The following is a 16,873-nucleotide window of genomic DNA, read 5'->3' as shown; positions in this document are numbered from 1 at the left end:
TCGTGGAGGCGGCGTGGGAACGCTGGGAAGGCTTCTGGGTTGCCGGGGAGCGGCGCGGCGCCGTGCTGCGGGCCTTCGACGGCGACGTCCTCGTCACGCGGGTCGGGTTCGAGGATGGCTTCGGCTCGCCCTTCGGAAGCGAGTCCCTCATCCGGCTCAGCAAGGACGGCGACACGTGGCACGCCTTCCGCTACCGCCAGGAGCCCGGCGGCCTCCGCTCCGGGGCCCGGCGCGAGGAGGCGGGGCTCGGCGTCGACACGCTCCCGGCGGCGGGGGAGCATCTGCTCGTCGCGCGGCTTGCCGCCTCGTCGCGGCAGCGCGCAGCCTACCGGCGCGTCGACGATGCCTGCCCCGAGGAGCCCCCCGCGCCGGCCGAGGTCCGGCGCGCCGGCACCGAGACAGTCGAGCTCCCCGACGGGAGGAGTCTCGCGGCCGAGCGGCTCGACGTCGTGGCCGGCGGCCTGCGCACCGCCTCGCACTGGGCGCACGACGGCGCGCTCGTGCGCAGCGCATGGGCCGGCGCGCTGAGCTTCCCCCTCGGCGGCGAGGCCGAGGCCATCGACGGGCTGGGCCCGGCCCTCGCGCAGTTCCTCCGCGAGGGGTTCGGAGGGGACTGACGCGGGGGCCGGGCCCCGGGTCAGCCCCGCGCGTGGAACGCGCGCCCGTTGACGCGCTGGGAGGCGCCGACGCGGTCGAGGTAGGGCGTGATGCCGCCGAGGTGCAGCGGCCACCCCGCCCCGAGGATCATGCACAGGTCCACGTCCTCGGGGCCCGCCACGACCCCCTCGGCGAGGATGAGGCCGATCTCCTCGGCGAGCGCGTCCTGGCAGCGGGTCAGGACCTGCTCGGACGTCGACGGCGCGTTGCCGCGGCTCAGGAGGGCGAGGGTCGAGGCTCGGACCTCGTGCCCGCCGCCCGCGGTCCGGGACCAGAGCCCTGGCAGGCCCGCGTCGATCAGCGCCTGCTGGTTCGCCGAGACGTGGAAGCGCTCGCCGACGGCGGCGTGGAGCGACTCGGCGACGTGCTGGGCGACCGGGAGGCCCACGAGGGCGGCGAGCTCGAACGGCGTCATCGGCAGGCCCAGCGGCCCGAGGGCGCCGTCCGCCACCTCGGCCGGGGTCCCCTCGTCGAACGCCGCCATGACCTCGCCCATGAGACGCAGGAGGATCCGGTTGACGACGAACGCCGGGGCGTCCCGGACGAGCACCGCCGTCTTCTTCAGGTCCCTCGCGAGCGCGAACGCCGTGGCGAGGGCGGCGTCGTCCGTCCGGGGCGCCCGGACAATCTCCACGAGGGGCATCGCCGCGACGGGGTTGAAGAAATGGAAGCCGACGACGCGCTCGGGGTGGGCGAGGCCGTCGGCCATCGCGGCGACCGACAGCGACGACGTGTTGGTCGCGAGCACGCACTCGGGCGAGACGGCCGCCTCGGCGCGGGCGAGGACGTCCCGCTTCACCGAGAGCTCTTCGAACACTGCCTCGATCACGAGGCCCGCGCCCTCGAAGGCGTCCATCGAGACCGAGCCCGAGACGAGGTCCTTCACCCGCGCCGCCTCCTCGGCGGGCATCCGGCCCTTGTCCGCGAGCCGTTCCAGCGCGGCCCGGACGTGGCCGACGCCTCTCGCGACCCGGTCCTCGTCGAGGTCGGTGAGGACGACCGGGACCCCGAGCCGGCGCGCGAAGAGGAGCGCGAGCTGGCTCGCCATGAGGCCCGCTCCGATGATCCCGACCTTCGCGACCGGCCGGGCGAGGGATGGCGCCGGCGCGCCGGCGGGGCGCTTGGCGCGCTTTTGGACGACGTCGAGGAAGGCATAGACGGTGTCGCGGAACTCGGGGGACTGCATGAGTCGCGTGAGCGTGGCGACCTCGAGCTCGGCCGACTCGGCCTGCGTCGCGCTGGTCCCGGCCTCGAAGACGTCCAGGAGCGCTGCGGGGGCGGGGGCCGCGTCGCCGACCTTGGCGGCGACGACCGACCGGGCCCGCTCCGCGGCGGCCCGCCACCGACCGGCCGCCGCGGCATCCGTGGCGGGCTCGACGGCGTGCGGGCGTTCGACGGCGGTGTCCCCGGCGAGCACGGCGGCGGCCCACTCGAGGGAGCGCGCGAGGAAGTCCCCCGCCGGGAAGAGGGCGTCCGCGATGCCGAGGCCGAAGGCCTCCCGGCCGCCGAGCGTCCGGTTGCCGCCGAGCGGCTGGTCGATCATGACCTGCAGGGCGGCCTCGGGCCCGATGAGCCGTGGGAGCCGCCACACCCCGCCCCAGCCGGGGATGAGGCCGAGGTGCGCCTCGGGCAGCCCGATCCCGTCGGCGGCCTCCGAGACGGTGCGGTAGGTGCACGCGAGGGCGATCTCGAGGCCCCCGCCGAGGGCTACGCCGTTGATGAACGCGAACGTCGGGACGCCGAGGTCGGCGAGGAGGCCGTAGGCGGCGTGGCCGAGGCGGGCCATCTGTGCCCCGTGCGCGGGGTCGCGCAGCGCCCTCACGGTCGAGAGGTCGGCGCCCGCGACGAGGAAGCCCGGCTTGCCGGTCACGGCGACGGCCTGGACCTCGCCCGCGGCGGCGCGGGCCCGGAGGCCTTCGAGCGTGCGGCCGAGCTCGACGAGCGTGTTCGGCCCGAGCGTCGTGGGCCGCCTGTGGTCGAGCCCGTTGTCGAGGGTGATGAGGGCGATGGTCGCGCGCCTGCTGCCGTCTCGTCCTTCCCTCCTGGGCAGGACGACCTCGGTCAGGGGCGAATGGGTGACTGTCTCATCAGGGACCTGCGCAGCAAGCCCGGCGAAGGCGTCGAATCGCGAGGCAGACTGCGCCGCGGGGATGGACTCGGATGCAGTGGTCATTCACTCGCCCTTCGGATGGTCGGGGTTCCGGTCGCCCAGAGGGGGCGGGCCGTCCCGGCCAATGTTACTCACTGGTAACTTAGCGGGCAATGCCCGGGCTCCCCTCCCGCCCCTCCGCTCGGCCTTGTGGTTCGGGTCCGTTCATCTCGCGTCCGCGGCGGGACCCTTCGCCCTGACCGGCAGCGGCTCCGGGTCCAGGAGGGCGCCCAGGAGGTCGGGAAGCACCTGGGCGATCTGCCACTCTCGCGCCCCGACCCCCCGGAGCGCCTCGGCGAGCGAGTCGGCGTCGAGCGTCGATGGCGGGCGCCACGCGATGCGCCGCAGGTGGTCGGGGGTGAGGACGTTCTCGGTCGGCATGCCGAGCCGCTCTGCGATCGCCGCGACGCGCGCTCTGGCGGTCTTGAGCCGGGCAGCGGCCTCCGGGTCGCGGTCCTCCCACACGCGCGGCGGCGGGGGAGCGGTGCTCGGCAGGTGCAGCGGCGGGAGCTCGTCGAGCTGGCGCGCCATGGAGATCGCCCGCAGCCATCTGGGCGCCTCGCGCTGGGCGGCCCGGCCGTGGAAGCCCTTCGTGCCCAGCAGCTGCGGGACCGTGCTCGGCATGGCGCGGGCGACGGCGACGAGCGCCGAGTCGGGGATGAGCTTGCCGGGGGCGATGTCACGTTTGGCGGCGAGGGCGTCGCGCTCGAACCAGAGTTCTCGCACGGCGGCGAGCTGGCGCCGGTCGCGGATCTGGTGGACCCCCGAGGTGCGCCGCCAGGGGTCGGGCTTGGGCTGGGGCAGGCCGGCCGCGAGGATCGCGGCGAACTCCTGCTCGGCGAACGCGAGCTTGCCCTGGTCGGCGAGCAGCTCGAGGAGCTCCTCGCGCAGCTCGACGAGGACCTCGACGTCGAGGGCCGCGTAGCGCAGCCACGGCTCGGGGAGCGGCCGCGTGGACCAGTCCGCTGCCGAGTGCTCCTTCGCGAGGCCGAAGCCGAGCATGTGCTCGACGACGGCCGCGAGCCCGACGCGCGGCAGCCCGGCGAGGCGCGCGGCGAGTTCGGTGTCGAACAGCCGGTCGGGCCACATGCCGAGCTCGGCGAGGCACGGCAGGTCCTGGGTCGAGGCATGCAGGATCCATTCGACCCCGCGCAGGGCCTCCTGGATGATCCCGAGGTCTCTGAACGGCTCCGGGTCGATGAGCCACGTGCCCGAGCCCTCGCGCCGGATCTGGACGAGGAACGCCCGCTGGCCGTACCGGAAGCCGGAGGCGCGCTCGGCGTCGACGCCCGCGGGTCCTGTCCCCGCGGCGATCGCGGCCGCGGCCCGCTCGAGGCCTTCCTGGGTCGAGATGACCAGCGGGACGCCGTCGCGGGGTGCGTCGAGGCCGATGACGGCGGGGACCGGGACCTCGAAGCCCTCCACGGTGATGTGAGTCGGCTGCCGGTCGTCAGTGTCGGGCGTTCCCACGAGGGGCCTGCCCTCCGATTCCGGCGCTGTTGCGTCCTGTGGCTGTGCGGTCATGATCCCGCCAGTTTACCGCCGGGGCGTTGCGGGCCTCGGGCGGCGCCGGCGCGGGAGCGCCGCGACGCCGTCCGGCAGGGGAGGGATGCCGGCGAACGTGCACACCATGTCGCACCATGCCTCGAGGTGCTCGCGCAGCGCCGGGCCGGTGGGAGTCCACGAGGCGCGCAGCTCGATGTCGATCGTGTCGCTGCGCCCCGCGAGCGTCCCGTAGCTCTCCGACAGGACGCGCGTTGCGGTGCCGCCCGCGGCGGTGTAGCCGGCGCCGTGCTTCTCGAGGGCCTCGACGAGCCAGGTCCAGGCCACGGAGCCCAGGAGGGAGTCGTTGCCCATCTCCGGTTCGAGCTGGGCACGGATGTAGGTCACGATCCGGAAGGTCCCCTCCCACACCGCCGGCGGCTGGGGGTCGTGCAGGAGGATGAAGCGCCCGGTGGCGAGCTCACCCGCCTCGTCGTCTGGCACCTCCGCCTCGAGCGCCACGGCATAGGGGGCCAGACGGGCGGGGGCAGGGATCTCCTGGAGTGTGAGCTCGGGCCTGCTCGCGGCGCTGCGGAGTGAGCGGAGGGCGCCCGAGAATTCCGCAGGCAGGTGTGCTAATGCGGTCACCTTTCCAGATTACGCTTGGGGCTGTCGGCGGCCGGGGAAGGCACGCCGGGCACGCCTCACGGCTAGTGCGCGAGTTCCTCGCGCAGCCTGGACACTAAGCCTCGCGGCTAGTGCGCGAGTTCCTCGCGCAGCCTGGACACTAAGCCTCGCGGCTAGTGCGCGAGTTCCTCGCGCAGCGCGGCTGCAAACGCGTCCACGTCCTGCTCCGTCGTGTCGAACGAGCACATCCAGCGCACCTCGCGCCGGCCAGGATCCCAGTCGTAGAAGCGGAATCGTCCCCGCAACCGGTCCGCGACGCCCTCGGGCAGGATGGCGAAGACGCCATTGGACTCGGTCGGCTGGGTGGGCTCGACGCCGTCGATCCCCTCCACGGCGGCCCGCAGTCGGGCCGCCATCGCGTTCGCGTGGGCGGCCGAGCGCAGCCACAGACCGTCCTCGAGCAGCGCGAGGAACTGGGCCGAGACGAAGCGCATCTTCGAGGCGAGCTGCATGTTCATCTTGCGCAGGTAGGTCAGGCCGCGCGCCGCGTCGGGGTTGAGGGCGACGACGCACTCGCCGAAGAGCATGCCGTTCTTCGTCCCGCCGAAGGACAGGACGTCGACGCCCGCGTCCCGCGTGAACTCGCGCACGGGCACGCCCAGGCCCACCACGGCGTTCGCAAGGCGGGCCCCGTCCATGTGCACGCTCATGCCGAGCGAGTGCGCGTGCTCGGCGATCGCGCGGACCTCCTCGACGCTGTACCGCGTGCCGAGCTCAGTGGTCTGCGTGATCGAGACGGCGAGCGGCTGGGCCCGGTGCTCGTCCCCCCAGCCCCACGCCTCGCGGTCGATGAGCTCGGGCGTGAGCTTCCCATCCGCGGCCGGGACGGCGAGGAGTTTGATGCCGCCGACGCGCTCGGGCGCGCCGTTCTCGTCGACGTTGATGTGCGCCGTGGCGGCGCACACGACCGCGCCCCAGCGCGGCAGGAGGGACTGGAGCGACAGGACGTTGGCCCCCGTGCCGTTGAACACCGGGAAGGCCTCGACGCCGTCGCCGAAGAGGCCGCTCATGGCCTCCTGGAGCCGCTCGGTGTACTGGTCCTCGCCGTAGGCGGTCTGGTGCCCGCCGTTCGCGGCGGCGAGGGCGGCGAGGATCTCGGGGTGGGCACCCGAGTAGTTGTCGGAGGCGAAGCCGCGCACGGACGCGTCGTGCAGCGGCCAGCCCGCCGGGGCAGGGGGAGGTGCAGAGGCAGCGCCACCCGGCGTTGTCGGGACGTGGGGAACAGAGGTCACGGTCACAGTATTGCCTAGGGGTAGGGTCTGACGGGGAAGCGGTCTCACGCGGTCAGGTCGAGGCGCGCGCCGTTCACCGCCGCGGCGTCCTCGGAGAAGAGAGCCACAGTGCGCGCGGCGAGCTCGTCGACGTGGGTGAAGCCTGCGAAGCGGCGCTCGGGGTGCTCGGCGCGCATCGACTCGTCGAGGAGCGCCTTGACGGCGAACACGACGGCGGCGCTCGTCTGGGGGGCCGGCGCCTCCACGCGCTCGGACTGGTCCGCGGCCAGGCCCCTGGCCATGGCGCGGACCCAGGCCTCGGCCGCGGCCTTGGCCGCTGCGTAGTTCGCATAGCCTGCGCGGGGGCGGTCGACGAGCGTCGAGGACACGATGACGAACCTGCCCCGGGGCGAGGCCTCGATGTCGTCGTAGAAGGCACGGCTCGTGTTCCGCAGCGTCGCGATCGACGTCCGGGACAGCGCCTCCCAGTCCTCGTCGGACTGGTCGGCGAGCGTCTTGCCGCCGCGCCACCCGCCCACGAGGTGGACGACGCCGTCGACCGCGCCAAACGTCTCGCGCAGCTCCTCCGCGAGCGCGCGGACGGCCGCGAGGTCGGCGAGGTCGCACGCGCGCTGGGGCACCCCGCCGTCGGGCGCGGGGCCGGTCTGCGCCAGCGCGGGCACGGCCGACGCGCCCTCGAGCGGGTTCTCGCCGAACGCCGCCGCGAGCCGGCCGGCGTCGCTGCCGACGGCGACCGGGATGGCGCCGGCGGCCCGCAGGGCGTGGACCATCGCCACGCCCGAGGCCGAGGTCGCGCCGGCGACGACGACGACCGCGCCCTCCGCGCCGCGTGCCCGCCGCGCCGCGGCGTCCTGGCGGGCGCTCATGCGGCCCCGCCCTGCGTCGGCGCGAGCGGCGTCTCGCCGGTGATTCCTGCCGTGGACCCGATGACCGTGCGCATCTTCTTCTCCAGAGCCTCGAAGAACATGGACAGCGGGAACTCGTCGTCCAGCACCGTGTCCGTGATCTCCCGCGTCGTCCCCGTCAGGGGGAGGGCGTCGGGGCCCTTGGCCCACACGGAGGCGGGGTGCGGGGTCACGGTCGAGGAGACGAGCCCGTATGCTGCGAGCCAGTGTGCCACCTTCGGACGGTCGATGGAACGCCAGTACAGCTCGTCGATCGCGTCGCCGAGCGCGCTCACGACCGCGGGCACCTCGTCCCAGTCGATCGTGAGCTTCGTATCGGTCCAGTGCAGGACGCGGTGCTGGTGCATCCAGGCGAAGAGCAGCTGGCCCCCGAGTCCGTCGTAGTTGCGCACGCGGCTGCCCGAGATCGCGAAGCGGAAGATCCGGTCGAAGACGACGGCGTACTGGACGAGCTTGGCGTGCCGCCGGGCCCCGGGCACCGCGTGCTCGTCCCGCTCGAGCTTGACGCACTCGCGGAAGGCCGTCAGGTCGCAGCGCAGCTCCTCGAGCGAGTAGAGGAAGAACGGCATGCGCTGCTTGATCATGAACGGGTCGAAGGGCAGGTCGCCGCGCATGTGGGTGCGGTCGTGGATGAGGTCCCACATGACGAAGGTCTCCTCTGTGAGCCGCTGGTCCGCGATGAGCGCGGCGGCGTCCTCCGGCAGGTCGAGGTTCGTGACCCGCGCCGCGGCGTCGAGCACGCGGCGGAAGCGCGCGGCCTCCCGGTCGGCGAAGATCGCGCCCCACGTGAAGTGCGGGACCTCGCGCATCGCGACGGTCTCGGGGAAGAGCACCGCCGAGTTCGTGTCGTAGCCCGGGGTGAAGTCGAGGAAGCGGATCGGCACGAAGAGCCTGTTGCTGTAGTCGCCGGCCTCGAGCTCCGCGACGAACTCGGGCCAGATGACCTCGACGAGGACCGCCTCGACGAGCCGGTCCGTGCTGCCGTTCTGGGTGTACATGGGGAAGACCACGAGGTGCGTGCGGCCGTCCACGCGGTCCAGCTGCGGCTGGAAGGCGAGGAGGGAGTCCAGGAAGTCGGGCACGCCGAAGCCGCCCCCGGCCCACGCGCGGAAGTCGGCGACGGCGCGGCGGAGGTACTCGGCGTCGTGCGGGAAGCGCGGTGCGAGGGCCTCGATGCCCGCCGTGATCGCGGCGACCAGGGCGCCGGCCTCGCCGCGGTCAGCGCCCTCGGCAAGGGCGCCGTCGTGCGCCTGGAGGGCGCGCAGGGACACCGCCGCGGCCTTGAGCGAGAGCCACGCGGGATCGTTCTGGACGGGGAGGCCGGGGTTCGAGGCGTTCGTGGTCGCGACGGCGGTGGCGGACATGATTACTCGCTTCCTGATCGTGGCGCCGCAGGTGCGGGGCCGGCGTGGTTTCGCTGCTGCCACGAGCGTAGCGAGAGGCCTTCATTGCTGCCGCTCGGAAGCATCATTCGTCAGGAAGTCTGTTGCTCGCAGCCCGAGAAGAGGGCGGCGGAACGGCCCGCGCTGATCCTCAGTGCCCCGCCCTTGCCGCCCTCCGCGTCCGGTGGCCGAGAGCCTTCGCCGTCAGCCCTCGTCGGGGACGAGCGTGAGCGAGATCGAGTTGATGCAGTACCGCTGGTCCGTCGGCGTCCCGTAGCCCTCGCCCTCGAACACGTGCCCGAGGTGCGAGTCGCACGTCGCGCAGCGGACTTCAATGCGGTCCATGCCGAGCGTGCGGTCGTGCAGGTAGACGACGGCGTCCTCGGCGAGCGGTGCCCAGAACGAGGGCCAGCCGCAGTGCGAGTCGAACTTCTCCCGGCTCGTGAAGAGCTCGGTGCCGCACGCGCGGCAGCGGTAGCTGCCCTTCGTGTGCGTGTCCCAGTACTCGCCCGTGAAGGCCCGCTCGGTGCCGGCCTGCCGCAGGACGCGGTACTCCTCGGGAGTCAGCTGGGTCCGCCACTCGTCGTCGGACTTGCGGACTGTGGGGCGGGGCGCCGGGCCGGCGCCCGTCGTGGTGTTCTCCATGCCTCCTCCAACGATCAGGAATCGCCGATGAATCCCGTGCCCGCGTAGAGGTGCAGGACCGGGATCCCGAGCTTCCGCTGGGCCTGGTTGGCCCAATCCGTGTGGAAGGTGTCCTCGATGGCGTGCGGGAGGGTCACGACGACGGCCTGTTCGGCGCCGGAGCCCGCCACGCGGTCGGCGAGGGCCTGCACCGGGTCCCCCTCGACGACGGTGCCGGTCACGCCGTCGCCGAGCCCCTCGAGGGCGGAGATCGACGTGGCCAGCGCGGTCTCGGCCGCGAGGTGGGCCTCCTCGGGGTCCGGGCCCTTGTCCGTGAGACCGTCGACGGCCTTGCCGAACTCGAGCATCGAGAGGTGGTCGAGGAAGTCGACGATCAGGCGCCGCTTGCGGCCCGCGGGCACGAGGACCTCGAGCGGCGCGCTCGCGCCCTCGAGGAGCCCCTGCACGGCCTTGCGCTCGCTCGGTCCGAGGGCGACTTCGGTCAGGATCAGGATCGGCGCGCTCATGCACTCAGACTAGCCTCCGGCGCACGGCAGCGGCAGGCCGCGACGCCGTCCCGGCGCGGGCGCCCGGGTGGGCGCCGGCTGGGGAATCCTTGCCACAATGGGGGCATGGCCACCCGAGCGCCCCGCGCGCAACCGCACCCGAGAAGCCCGGCCGGCTTCCCGCCGTCGTCCGCAGAGCCGCTTCCGCTCAGCGTGTGGGCGCTCGGCGGGGCGGGCGCCGCGCTCGTCCTCGCCTCCGGCATGGCAGCGCTGAGCTCGGGGCTCGCCACCTACTTCGCGCGGCGCATCGTCACCCCGGACCGGGTCAAGGAGGAGAACCAGGAGATCCTCGCGGTCCAGGGGGCTGGGCCCGCGCGGCGGGTGATCCTGCGCGCGACCCCGGAGACCCGGGTCGACGGCGAGTACAGCCTCTTCTTCCACGCCGGTGCGGGCCACGCCCGGCTCGGCCCCATCGAGGACGCCGCGCCCGGCGACATGACCGTGACCCGTCCCGTGCTCGCCGAGTATTCCGGTGACCTCACGACCGCGGTCCGTGCGCGCTGGAGCGGCGTCGTCTACAGCACGCCGCGGGATGCCGGGCTCGAGTTCGAGGAGGTCGTCCTGCCGCTCGACGTCGGGCCCGGGCCCGCGTGGCTCGTCCCCGCCGGGGAGCCGGCCGGGACGTGGGCCATCATGGTGCACGGCCGCGGGGCCTCGCGGCTGGAGGGGCTGCGGGGCCTGCCGGTGGCGCACTCTCTCGGCCTGACGAGCCTCGTCATCTCGTACCGCAACGACGGCGAGGCGCCCTCGGCTCCCGACCGCCGCTACGGGCTCGGGATGACCGAGTGGCGCGACGTCGAGGTGGCCATCCAGTACGCCCTCGACCACGGCGCCAAGGACGTTGTCCTGTTCGGCTGGTCCATGGGCGGGGCGATCAGCCTCCGGGCCGCGGACTTCTCGACTCTGCGCCAGTACATCCGGGCCCTCGTCCTCGACGCCCCGGTCGTGGACTGGGTCGACGTGCTCGCGCACCAGGCCCGCGTGAACCGGATCCCCTCGCGGGTCGGCACCTTCGGGCAGTTCCTCCTCGGCCACCCGTGGGGCCGCTGGCTCACGGGCCTCGCGGCGCCGCTGGACTTCAAGGCGATGGACTGGGTCACCCGCGCCGTCGAGCTGCGCACGCCGACGCTCATCCTGCACAGCGTCGACGACGAGTTCGTGCCGATCGGGCCCTCGCTCGAGCTCGCGAAGCGGAACCCCGAGATGGTCACGCTCGCGACCTTCCACCGGGCCCGGCATACGAAGGAGTGGAACTGCGACCGCGAGCGGTGGGAGGCCATCGTGTCCTCGTGGCTGGCCGAGCAGCTCGCCCCGCGGCAGGCGGCGGGCGGCGTCGTCTGACGCCGCGGCGCGTGGCGGGAGGCCCGGGCGACAGTCAGTCTGCCCGGATCCGGGCGACGACCGCCTCGGTCAGCCGGACGAGGTCCGCGGGCGCCAGCTCGATGTCGAAGCCCCTCCGGCCGCCCGAGACGAGGACGGTCCCGTGCTCGAGGGCCGAGTCGTCGAGGGCCGTGGGGGAGGGCTGGCGCTGGCCCAGGGGGGAGATGCCGCCGACGACGTAGCCCGTGCGCCGCTCGGCCGCGGCGGGATCCGCCATGGTCGCCTTCTTGCCGCCGAAGGCCGCTGCCGCCGCCTTGAGGTCGAGGCTCCCTGTGACGGGCACGACGGCGACGCACAGCCGACTGCCGGTGCCCTCGGCGACCTCCACCATGAGCGTCTTGAAGACCCGCGCGGGGTCCACGCCGAGCGCCTCGGCGGCCTCGAGCCCGTAGCTGTGCGCGGCCGGGTCGTGCTCGTAGGCGCGGGCCGCGTAGGCTACGCCCGCGGCGTCGAGAGCCGTCGTGGCCGGTGTCCCCGGCCCGCCGCGGCTCTTCCTGGCCACGTCAGGAGCCCAGGTGGCACTCGCCGGAGACCTTGCGCTTGATGCGCGCGAGCATGGCCGCCATGCCGCGCATCCGCAGCGGCGTCACGGCCCGGGTCAGGCCGAGCTCCTCCGGCATGTCGTCGGGGACCGCGAGGATCTCCGCCGCCGTGAGCCCGTCGAGGCCCTCGTGCAGGACCGAGGCGAACCCGCGCGTCGTCGGCGCCTCGGCGGGAGCCGAGAAGAAGAGCCGTACGACGGGGCCCGAGCCGACGGCCGCGCCCGCAGGGGCGGGCTCAGTCTCGATCGCGATGAAGAGGGGCGACTGGCACTCGACGACCTGCTCGAGCATCTCCGGATGGTTCTGGAGCCGCTCGGGCAGCTCGGGCAGCGACTGGGAGAACTCGAGCAGCAGCTGGAGCCGCTCGCGCTCGCTCACGGCCTGGAAGTCATCGACGATCTCCGCCAGCGCGGAGGGCATGGTTTTCGTGCTCATCAGTATCCAGCGTACGCGCAGGGCCCCACCGGGCGGCGCGTGGTCGCCGTCGGTGGGGCCTTGTATGACGCTGGGTTGCGCCCCTCCCCCCTGGTTTCGGGTACGTATCTCGTCGCCCTTTTCGCATTCCGGGTACACGGACGACGGCGGCCGTCCCCTCCGCGCGTGAGGTGACCGGCCGCCGTCGTACCCGATGTCAAGGATCGGGGGCGAGATACGTACCCGAAAGGTGGGAGACCCGAAAGATGGGAGACTAGGCGCCGCGCCCTAGCTCAGCGGCCAGGTGCCGCGCTGCTCACCCTTCACAATCGGGACCCGCACCGCGTTGCCCCACTCGGTCCACGAGCCGTCGTAGTTGCGGACGGTGTCGAAGCCCAGCAGGTACTTGAGCGCGAACCACGTGTGGCTGGAGCGCTCGCCGATGCGGCAGTAGGCCACGACGTCGTCGCCCTCGGTGAGGCCCGCCTCGCCGAGGTACAGGTCCTCGAGCTCCTGGCGCGACCTGTAGGTGCCGTCCTCGGCGGCCGCGCGGGCCCACGGGATCGACGCTGCGGTCGGGATGTGGCCGCCGCGGAGGGCGCCCTCCTCAGGGTAGGCGGGCATGTGGGTGCGCTTGCCCGTGTACTCGTCGGGGGAGCGCACGTCGATGAGCGGCTTGCCGAGGTGGGCAAGGACATCGTCCTTGAACGCGCGGATCGGGGCGTCGTTGCGCTCGATGACGGGGTACTCGGCCCGCTCGGGGGAGGGCACCTCGGTCGTGAGCTCGCGGCCCTCGGCGATCCACTTGTCGCGGCCGCCGTCGAGCAGCCGGACGTCCTCGTGGCCGAAGAGGGTGAAGACCCAGAGGGCGTAGGCGGCCCACCAGTTGGACTTGTCGCCATAGATGACGACCGTCGCGTCCCGCGATATGCCCTTGGACGAGAGCAGCTCCGCGAAGCCCTTGCCGTCGACGTAGTCGCGGGTGACCTCGTCGTTCAGGTCCGTGTGCCAGTCGATCTTGACGGCGCCCGGGATGTGGCCGGTCTCGTACAGGAGCACGTCCTCGTCCGACTCGACGACGACGAGGCGGGCAGCGCCGTCAGCGCCCACCGCGCCCGCGGCGATCTGCTCGGCGAGCCACTCGGTGGAGACGAGACGCTCGGGGTGGGCATAGGCGGCGAACTTCTCGCTGCCGTCGACGGGGTAGCTCATGGTGTGCCTTTCGCTCGGCTGAGCCAGGGCGCGCGGGTCCATTCCCGCGCTCCTGAGTGGTCGGCACCAGAGTAGCCACCGCGGCCCGAGTGTGGGACTGCTTCCCCGTAGTGCCTGTCACGCGGCGCAACATCCCGTCGGGATATCCTTGTCTCTGGCCCGAAGACCCCCATAGACCGGACGGAATCCTTGGCGACTGTCGCACACCTCACCACCCGCACGCCCAGAGTCTCCGTCGATGAACTGCTCTCGGGCTTCCACCCGTCCCCGCGCTTCGGCGAGGTCTCCTTCGAGAGCTACCGCCCGGACCCTGCGCAGCCCTCCCAAGCCGCCGCCGTCAAGGCGCTCCAGCACTTCGGCACGACGGTCGGGACGAGGAAGGGCGGCGGGCTCTTCTCGAAGCTCTTCGGGCAGAAGGACTCCGCGCGGGCCGGGATCTACCTCGACGGGGGCTTCGGCGTGGGGAAGACCCACCTCCTCGCCTCGCTGTGGCACTCGGTCCCCGGCCCGAAGGCGTTCGGCACCTTCGTCGAGTACACGAACCTCGTAGGCGCCCTCTCGTTCCGCAAGACGGTCGAGGCGCTCAGCGGCTACCGGCTCGTGTGCATCGACGAGTTCGAGCTCGACGACCCTGGCGACACTGTCCTCATGTCCCGCCTCATGCGCGAGCTTGCCGACGCCGGGGTCAAGCTCGCGGCGACGTCGAACACGCTTCCCGGGGCGCTCGGCGAGGGCCGCTTCGCGGCCGTCGACTTCCAGCGCGAGATCCAGGTGCTCGCCGACCAGTTCGACGTCGTGCGCATCGACGGCGAGGACTACCGGCACCGCGGCCTGCCGGCCGCTCCGTTGCCGCTGCCGCCGCACGAGCTCGACACCCGGATGAAGGCGGAGTTCGACGGCGGGGTCGTCGCCGTCGACGACTTCGCCGACCTCATGAAGCACCTCGCGGGAGTCCACCCGAGCCGCTACCGCCAGCTCATCGACGGCATCGACGGGATCGTGTGGCGCGACGTGCACACGATCGAGGAGCAGTCCGTCGCCCTGCGCTTCGTCGTGCTCGCCGATCGGCTCTACGACAAGGACGTGCCGATCCTGGCGTCGGGGGTGCCGTTCGACCGGCTGTTCACCTCGGACATGATGGCCGGCGGCTACATGAAGAAGTACTTCCGGGCCGTCTCCCGCCTGACCGCGCTCGCGCGCGAGGGGCAGACGCACGAGCCCTCCTGAGGGCAGGCCGGGGGTGCGCTCAGGCGAGCGGTCGGGGGAGGGCACCTTCGGAGTCTAGGGCCCAGACGCAGAAGGTGCCGGTCCCGCCTCGCGGCGGTACCGGCACCCAGCAACAGACGTCAGGGAGGCATCAGCCTCTCACGGCGGCTCCCTCCGGAGACCGGAGTGCTCCGTCGATATGGGCTTCAGCCTTGCCCTTGATGTCGTTGGGTAAGGACACGGCCACCTCCTTTCAGTCCGCGGGGCCAGATCGCCCCTCGTGACAACGATGGTAGCGCAGATGCGAAAAGGCGCCCCCGAGGGGGCGCCTTGCTGTGGGCGATACTGGGATCGAACCAGTGACCTCTTCCGTGTCAGGGAAGCGCGCTACCGCTGCGCCAATCGCCCGTAGTCCCCCGGCAGAGCCGGAGAAAGGGGTTTAAGCAGAAAGAGAGCGGACGACGAGACTCGAACTCGCGACATCCACCTTGGCAAGGTGGTGCTCTACCAACTGAGCTACGTCCGCATGGGGGAGCCTTGGCTCCTCCGTGGGCGATACTGGGATCGAACCAGTGACCTCTTCCGTGTCAGGGAAGCGCGCTACCGCTGCGCCAATCGCCCGCTGCTCCTGCAAGGGAGCCAGGGTGTCCACCGAGGTGGGGACGGGATTCGAACCCGCGTATACGGCTTTGCAGGCCGCTGCCTCGCCTCTCGGCCACCCCACCGTGTTGGCATCCGGTATGGATGCTTCCGACAGTGTCCTGCGAGCGGACGACGAGACTCGAACTCGCGACATCCACCTTGGCAAGGTGGTGCTCTACCAACTGAGCTACGTCCGCATGCTGTCTGCGCTCCGGTCGCGGTCGACGTCCCTGTCTGCCTTGTGGGCTTTCCGGGTCTGTCGTCCGCGGCTTTCGGCCGCGCTTCAACGAGTAAAGACTCTATAGGACCGCCCGGGTTTGCACAAATCGGCCGACGGCGCGGCGAGGCTTCCCGGGGCGGCTCGGCGCGGGACGGGAGGCGCCCCCTCGCGCGCGGGCGCGCGTTCTCCTTCCACCCACTCTGGGCCGCTTCCACCCGCCGCGCGATGGGCCTGGGTGATTTGGGTTCTCGGCCCCATGTGGGCTAAAGTCGTAGAGCGCCAGGGGCCGAGAGGCCGGCATGGCGACGCGGGCGATTGGCGCAGTGGTAGCGCGCTTCGTTCACACCGAAGAGGTCACTGGTTCGAACCCAGTATCGCCCACCTGCTGGACCCCCGGACGCGCGTCCGGGGGTCTTTCCGTTTCCGGGCGCCGCGGCGCCGGCGACGGGTGCGCTGCGCGGACAGCGTGCCCGCGCAAGAATTGTCGGTCCGTCATGAAAGGGTGACCCCATGACAGCCCCGGAACTCGCGGTGGCCTCCCCGGACGGCTTCGGTCGCATGTACCGGCGTTCGTTCCACGAGCAGCCCACCGTGCCATCGATCACGACGGTGATCTCCCAGCAACCCCTCGATCTCGACGGGTGGCGCAGCTACATGGCCGCGAAGCACGTCGCCGACCATCCAGAGCTGCGGGCGGCGCTCGAGCGCCCCGCGCAGCTGCGCCAGCTCGTCCGCACCGCCGTGGACGCGTCGGAGGCCTACGCCCGCAGCGCGGCCGAGCGCGGCGACCGCGTCCACTCGTACGCCGAGCAGCTCGCCCTGCGGGCCCTCGGCAGGCCCCACGCGGTCGCCGAGTCGCGCGAGTCACTGCGCGAGCACGGCGAGGAGGCCTACGCGGCGAGCGTCGACACGTGGTGGGAGTCCTTCGACGTCGAGCCCCTCGCCGCCGAGCTGACCGTGTGGAACCACGAGCTCGGCTACGCGGGCACCCTCGACCTCGTCGCGAGGATCAACGGCCGCATCTGCCTCATCGACTACAAGACCAAGGGCACGACGCGGGACGGGCGTGTCAAGCCCCTCGACGACAAGGTGGCGATGCAGCTTGTCGCTGGCATGAAGGCCGAGGAGAGCGTCGTCGACCCCGAGGCCGGGACGTGGGAGCCCTGGGCCTACGGCGAGGACCCGCTCCTGATCGCCGTCGCGGTGGGCGAGACGGAGGCGGCCACGGTGCGGGTCAATCCCGAGGTCCGCAGGAGCCACTGGATCACGTTCTGCCAGCTCCGCCGCGTGTGGGGCGCCAGGGTCGAGGCCGCCGGCGCGGGCAGGGTACTCCTGCCCCTCGCCCCGCCGCAGAGGCCTCTGCCCGGGAGCCCGGACGCCCTCGTCGGCCCGTCCCAGGCCGTCGGCTGAGCAGGCCCGCGGGCATCCCGGGATCCACACCGCCGTGGGCCGTGGATGGGCCCGCCGCCTAGACTGGTGTCCACAGCCCCTCAGCCCCGGCGACCGCCGGGGCGCCGCCCGCGCGCACGCCGCGCCGGCACCCGCCTTGCGACCACGAAAGGTTCCCGCGCCC

15 protein-coding genes and 6 tRNA genes are annotated in these 16,873 nt (G+C 72.6%); 5 read left to right on the top strand and 16 right to left on the bottom strand.

Annotation, left to right across the window (positions count from 1 at the left end):
* The first annotated feature begins 2 nt into the window (after window positions 1–2).
* Entirely contained in the window at window positions 3–617 is a 615-nt protein-coding gene (locus tag BV907_RS04895) for a hypothetical protein (RefSeq protein ID WP_077488597.1), read from the top strand.
* Between the two features lie 20 nt (window positions 618–637).
* Here the strand turns inward: BV907_RS04895 and BV907_RS04890 are convergent, their stop codons facing one another.
* From BV907_RS04890 to BV907_RS04855, 8 genes are all read right to left on the bottom strand, one after another.
* Complete coding sequence (locus BV907_RS04890) at window positions 638–2,830, bottom strand: 3-hydroxyacyl-CoA dehydrogenase NAD-binding domain-containing protein (RefSeq protein ID WP_077488596.1); 2,193 nt, start codon at window positions 2,828–2,830, stop codon at window positions 638–640.
* 141 nt (window positions 2,831–2,971) lie between these two features.
* The gene (locus BV907_RS04885; protein WP_077488595.1) at window positions 2,972–4,330 is read right to left on the bottom strand and encodes an HRDC domain-containing protein; all 1,359 of its coding nucleotides are present in this window, start codon (window positions 4,328–4,330) and stop codon (window positions 2,972–2,974) included.
* 12 nt (window positions 4,331–4,342) lie between these two features.
* Window positions 4,343–4,936, bottom strand: a complete 594-nt coding sequence (locus BV907_RS04880; RefSeq protein WP_077488594.1) for a DUF3000 domain-containing protein — start codon at window positions 4,934–4,936, stop codon at window positions 4,343–4,345.
* A 152-nt stretch (window positions 4,937–5,088) separates the two neighbouring features.
* The gene (locus BV907_RS04875) at window positions 5,089–6,129 is read right to left on the bottom strand and encodes a threonine aldolase family protein (protein ID WP_077488666.1); all 1,041 of its coding nucleotides are present in this window, start codon (window positions 6,127–6,129) and stop codon (window positions 5,089–5,091) included.
* 122 nt (window positions 6,130–6,251) lie between these two features.
* Complete coding sequence (locus tag BV907_RS04870) at window positions 6,252–7,073, bottom strand: SDR family oxidoreductase (protein WP_077488593.1); 822 nt, start codon at window positions 7,071–7,073, stop codon at window positions 6,252–6,254.
* Entirely contained in the window at window positions 7,070–8,476 is a 1,407-nt protein-coding gene (locus BV907_RS04865; protein WP_077488592.1) for a DUF6421 family protein, read from the bottom strand. The genes BV907_RS04870 and BV907_RS04865 overlap by 4 nt, the downstream gene beginning before the upstream one ends.
* Before the next feature lie 222 nt (window positions 8,477–8,698).
* Complete coding sequence (gene msrB, locus BV907_RS04860) at window positions 8,699–9,139, bottom strand: peptide-methionine (R)-S-oxide reductase MsrB (protein ID WP_077488591.1); 441 nt, start codon at window positions 9,137–9,139, stop codon at window positions 8,699–8,701.
* A gap of 14 nt (window positions 9,140–9,153) precedes the next feature.
* Complete coding sequence (locus BV907_RS04855) at window positions 9,154–9,645, bottom strand: hypothetical protein (protein ID WP_077488590.1); 492 nt, start codon at window positions 9,643–9,645, stop codon at window positions 9,154–9,156.
* 105 nt (window positions 9,646–9,750) lie between these two features.
* Between BV907_RS04855 and BV907_RS04850 the strand changes: the two genes are divergently transcribed.
* Window positions 9,751–11,025, top strand: coding sequence for an alpha/beta hydrolase family protein (locus BV907_RS04850; RefSeq protein ID WP_077488589.1), 1,275 nt, complete (start codon window positions 9,751–9,753; stop codon window positions 11,023–11,025).
* A 34-nt stretch (window positions 11,026–11,059) separates the two neighbouring features.
* On the opposite strand, the gene ybaK is transcribed toward BV907_RS04850, so the two are convergent.
* The 3 genes from ybaK to BV907_RS04835 form a co-directional block, all read right to left on the bottom strand.
* Complete coding sequence (ybaK, locus tag BV907_RS04845; protein WP_077488588.1) at window positions 11,060–11,566, bottom strand: Cys-tRNA(Pro) deacylase; 507 nt, start codon at window positions 11,564–11,566, stop codon at window positions 11,060–11,062.
* 1 nt (window position 11,567) lies between these two features.
* Window positions 11,568–12,041, bottom strand: a complete 474-nt coding sequence (locus tag BV907_RS04840; RefSeq protein ID WP_077488587.1) for a SufE family protein — start codon at window positions 12,039–12,041, stop codon at window positions 11,568–11,570.
* Between the two features lie 267 nt (window positions 12,042–12,308).
* Complete coding sequence (locus BV907_RS04835) at window positions 12,309–13,232, bottom strand: sulfurtransferase (RefSeq protein WP_077488665.1); 924 nt, start codon at window positions 13,230–13,232, stop codon at window positions 12,309–12,311.
* Between the two features lie 189 nt (window positions 13,233–13,421).
* Here BV907_RS04835 and zapE point away from each other — a divergent pair, with 189 nt between their 5' ends.
* Window positions 13,422–14,459 carry a cell division protein ZapE gene (zapE, locus tag BV907_RS04830; protein ID WP_077488586.1) on the top strand — a complete coding sequence of 346 codons (1,038 nt, stop codon included), beginning with the start codon at window positions 13,422–13,424 and terminating at the stop codon, window positions 14,457–14,459.
* A 315-nt stretch (window positions 14,460–14,774) separates the two neighbouring features.
* Here zapE and BV907_RS04825 read toward each other — a convergent pair.
* The 5 genes from BV907_RS04825 to BV907_RS04805 all read right to left on the bottom strand — a co-directional run bounded on the left by BV907_RS04825 (window position 14,775) and on the right by BV907_RS04805 (window position 15,277).
* Window positions 14,775–14,846 (bottom strand) — tRNA-Val (locus BV907_RS04825).
* Window positions 14,847–14,891: 45 nt separating this feature from the next.
* Window positions 14,892–14,964: transfer RNA gene (locus tag BV907_RS04820), tRNA-Gly, on the bottom strand.
* 23 nt (window positions 14,965–14,987) lie between these two features.
* A tRNA-Val gene (locus tag BV907_RS04815) sits at window positions 14,988–15,059 on the bottom strand.
* A 33-nt stretch (window positions 15,060–15,092) separates the two neighbouring features.
* Window positions 15,093–15,163 (bottom strand) — tRNA-Cys (locus BV907_RS04810).
* 41 nt (window positions 15,164–15,204) lie between these two features.
* Window positions 15,205–15,277, bottom strand: a tRNA-Gly gene (locus BV907_RS04805).
* 332 nt (window positions 15,278–15,609) lie between these two features.
* Here BV907_RS04805 and BV907_RS04800 point away from each other — a divergent pair.
* Together BV907_RS04800 and BV907_RS04795 are read left to right on the top strand one after the other, a co-directional pair.
* Window positions 15,610–15,681, top strand: a tRNA-Val gene (locus BV907_RS04800).
* Window positions 15,682–15,810: 129 nt separating this feature from the next.
* A complete protein-coding gene (locus BV907_RS04795) occupies window positions 15,811–16,710 on the top strand; it encodes a cytochrome (protein ID WP_077488585.1) in 900 nt (299 codons plus the stop codon).
* Window positions 16,711–16,873 lie beyond the last annotated feature (163 nt).

Origin of the sequence: Sinomonas mesophila, from assembly GCF_001999765.1 — a bacterium.
Lineage (GTDB): Bacteria > Actinomycetota > Actinomycetes > Actinomycetales > Micrococcaceae > Sinomonas > Sinomonas mesophila.
Note: the sequence above shows the minus strand (reverse complement) of the source record. Positions and strands in the feature narration are given on the sequence as shown.

Bases quoted from the DNA above. Each gene is read 5' to 3' on its own strand.
- msrB (WP_077488591.1), bottom strand. From the start codon at position 9,139: ATGGAGAACACCACGACGGGCGCCGGCCCGGCGCCCCGCCCCACAGTC.
- BV907_RS04865 (WP_077488592.1), bottom strand. From the start codon at position 8,476: ATGTCCGCCACCGCCGTCGCGACCACGAACGCCTCGAACCCCGGCCTC.
- BV907_RS04840 (WP_077488587.1), bottom strand. From the start codon at position 12,041: ATGAGCACGAAAACCATGCCCTCCGCGCTGGCGGAGATCGTCGATGAC.
- BV907_RS04890 (WP_077488596.1), bottom strand. From the start codon at position 2,830: ATGACCACTGCATCCGAGTCCATCCCCGCGGCGCAGTCTGCCTCGCGA.
- BV907_RS04795 (WP_077488585.1), top strand. From the start codon at position 15,811: ATGACAGCCCCGGAACTCGCGGTGGCCTCCCCGGACGGCTTCGGTCGC.
- BV907_RS04835 (WP_077488665.1), bottom strand. From the start codon at position 13,232: ATGAGCTACCCCGTCGACGGCAGCGAGAAGTTCGCCGCCTATGCCCAC.
- BV907_RS04885 (WP_077488595.1), bottom strand. From the start codon at position 4,330: ATGACCGCACAGCCACAGGACGCAACAGCGCCGGAATCGGAGGGCAGG.
- BV907_RS04850 (WP_077488589.1), top strand. From the start codon at position 9,751: ATGGCCACCCGAGCGCCCCGCGCGCAACCGCACCCGAGAAGCCCGGCC.
- BV907_RS04870 (WP_077488593.1), bottom strand. From the start codon at position 7,073: ATGAGCGCCCGCCAGGACGCCGCGGCGCGGCGGGCACGCGGCGCGGAG.
- BV907_RS04855 (WP_077488590.1), bottom strand. From the start codon at position 9,645: ATGAGCGCGCCGATCCTGATCCTGACCGAAGTCGCCCTCGGACCGAGC.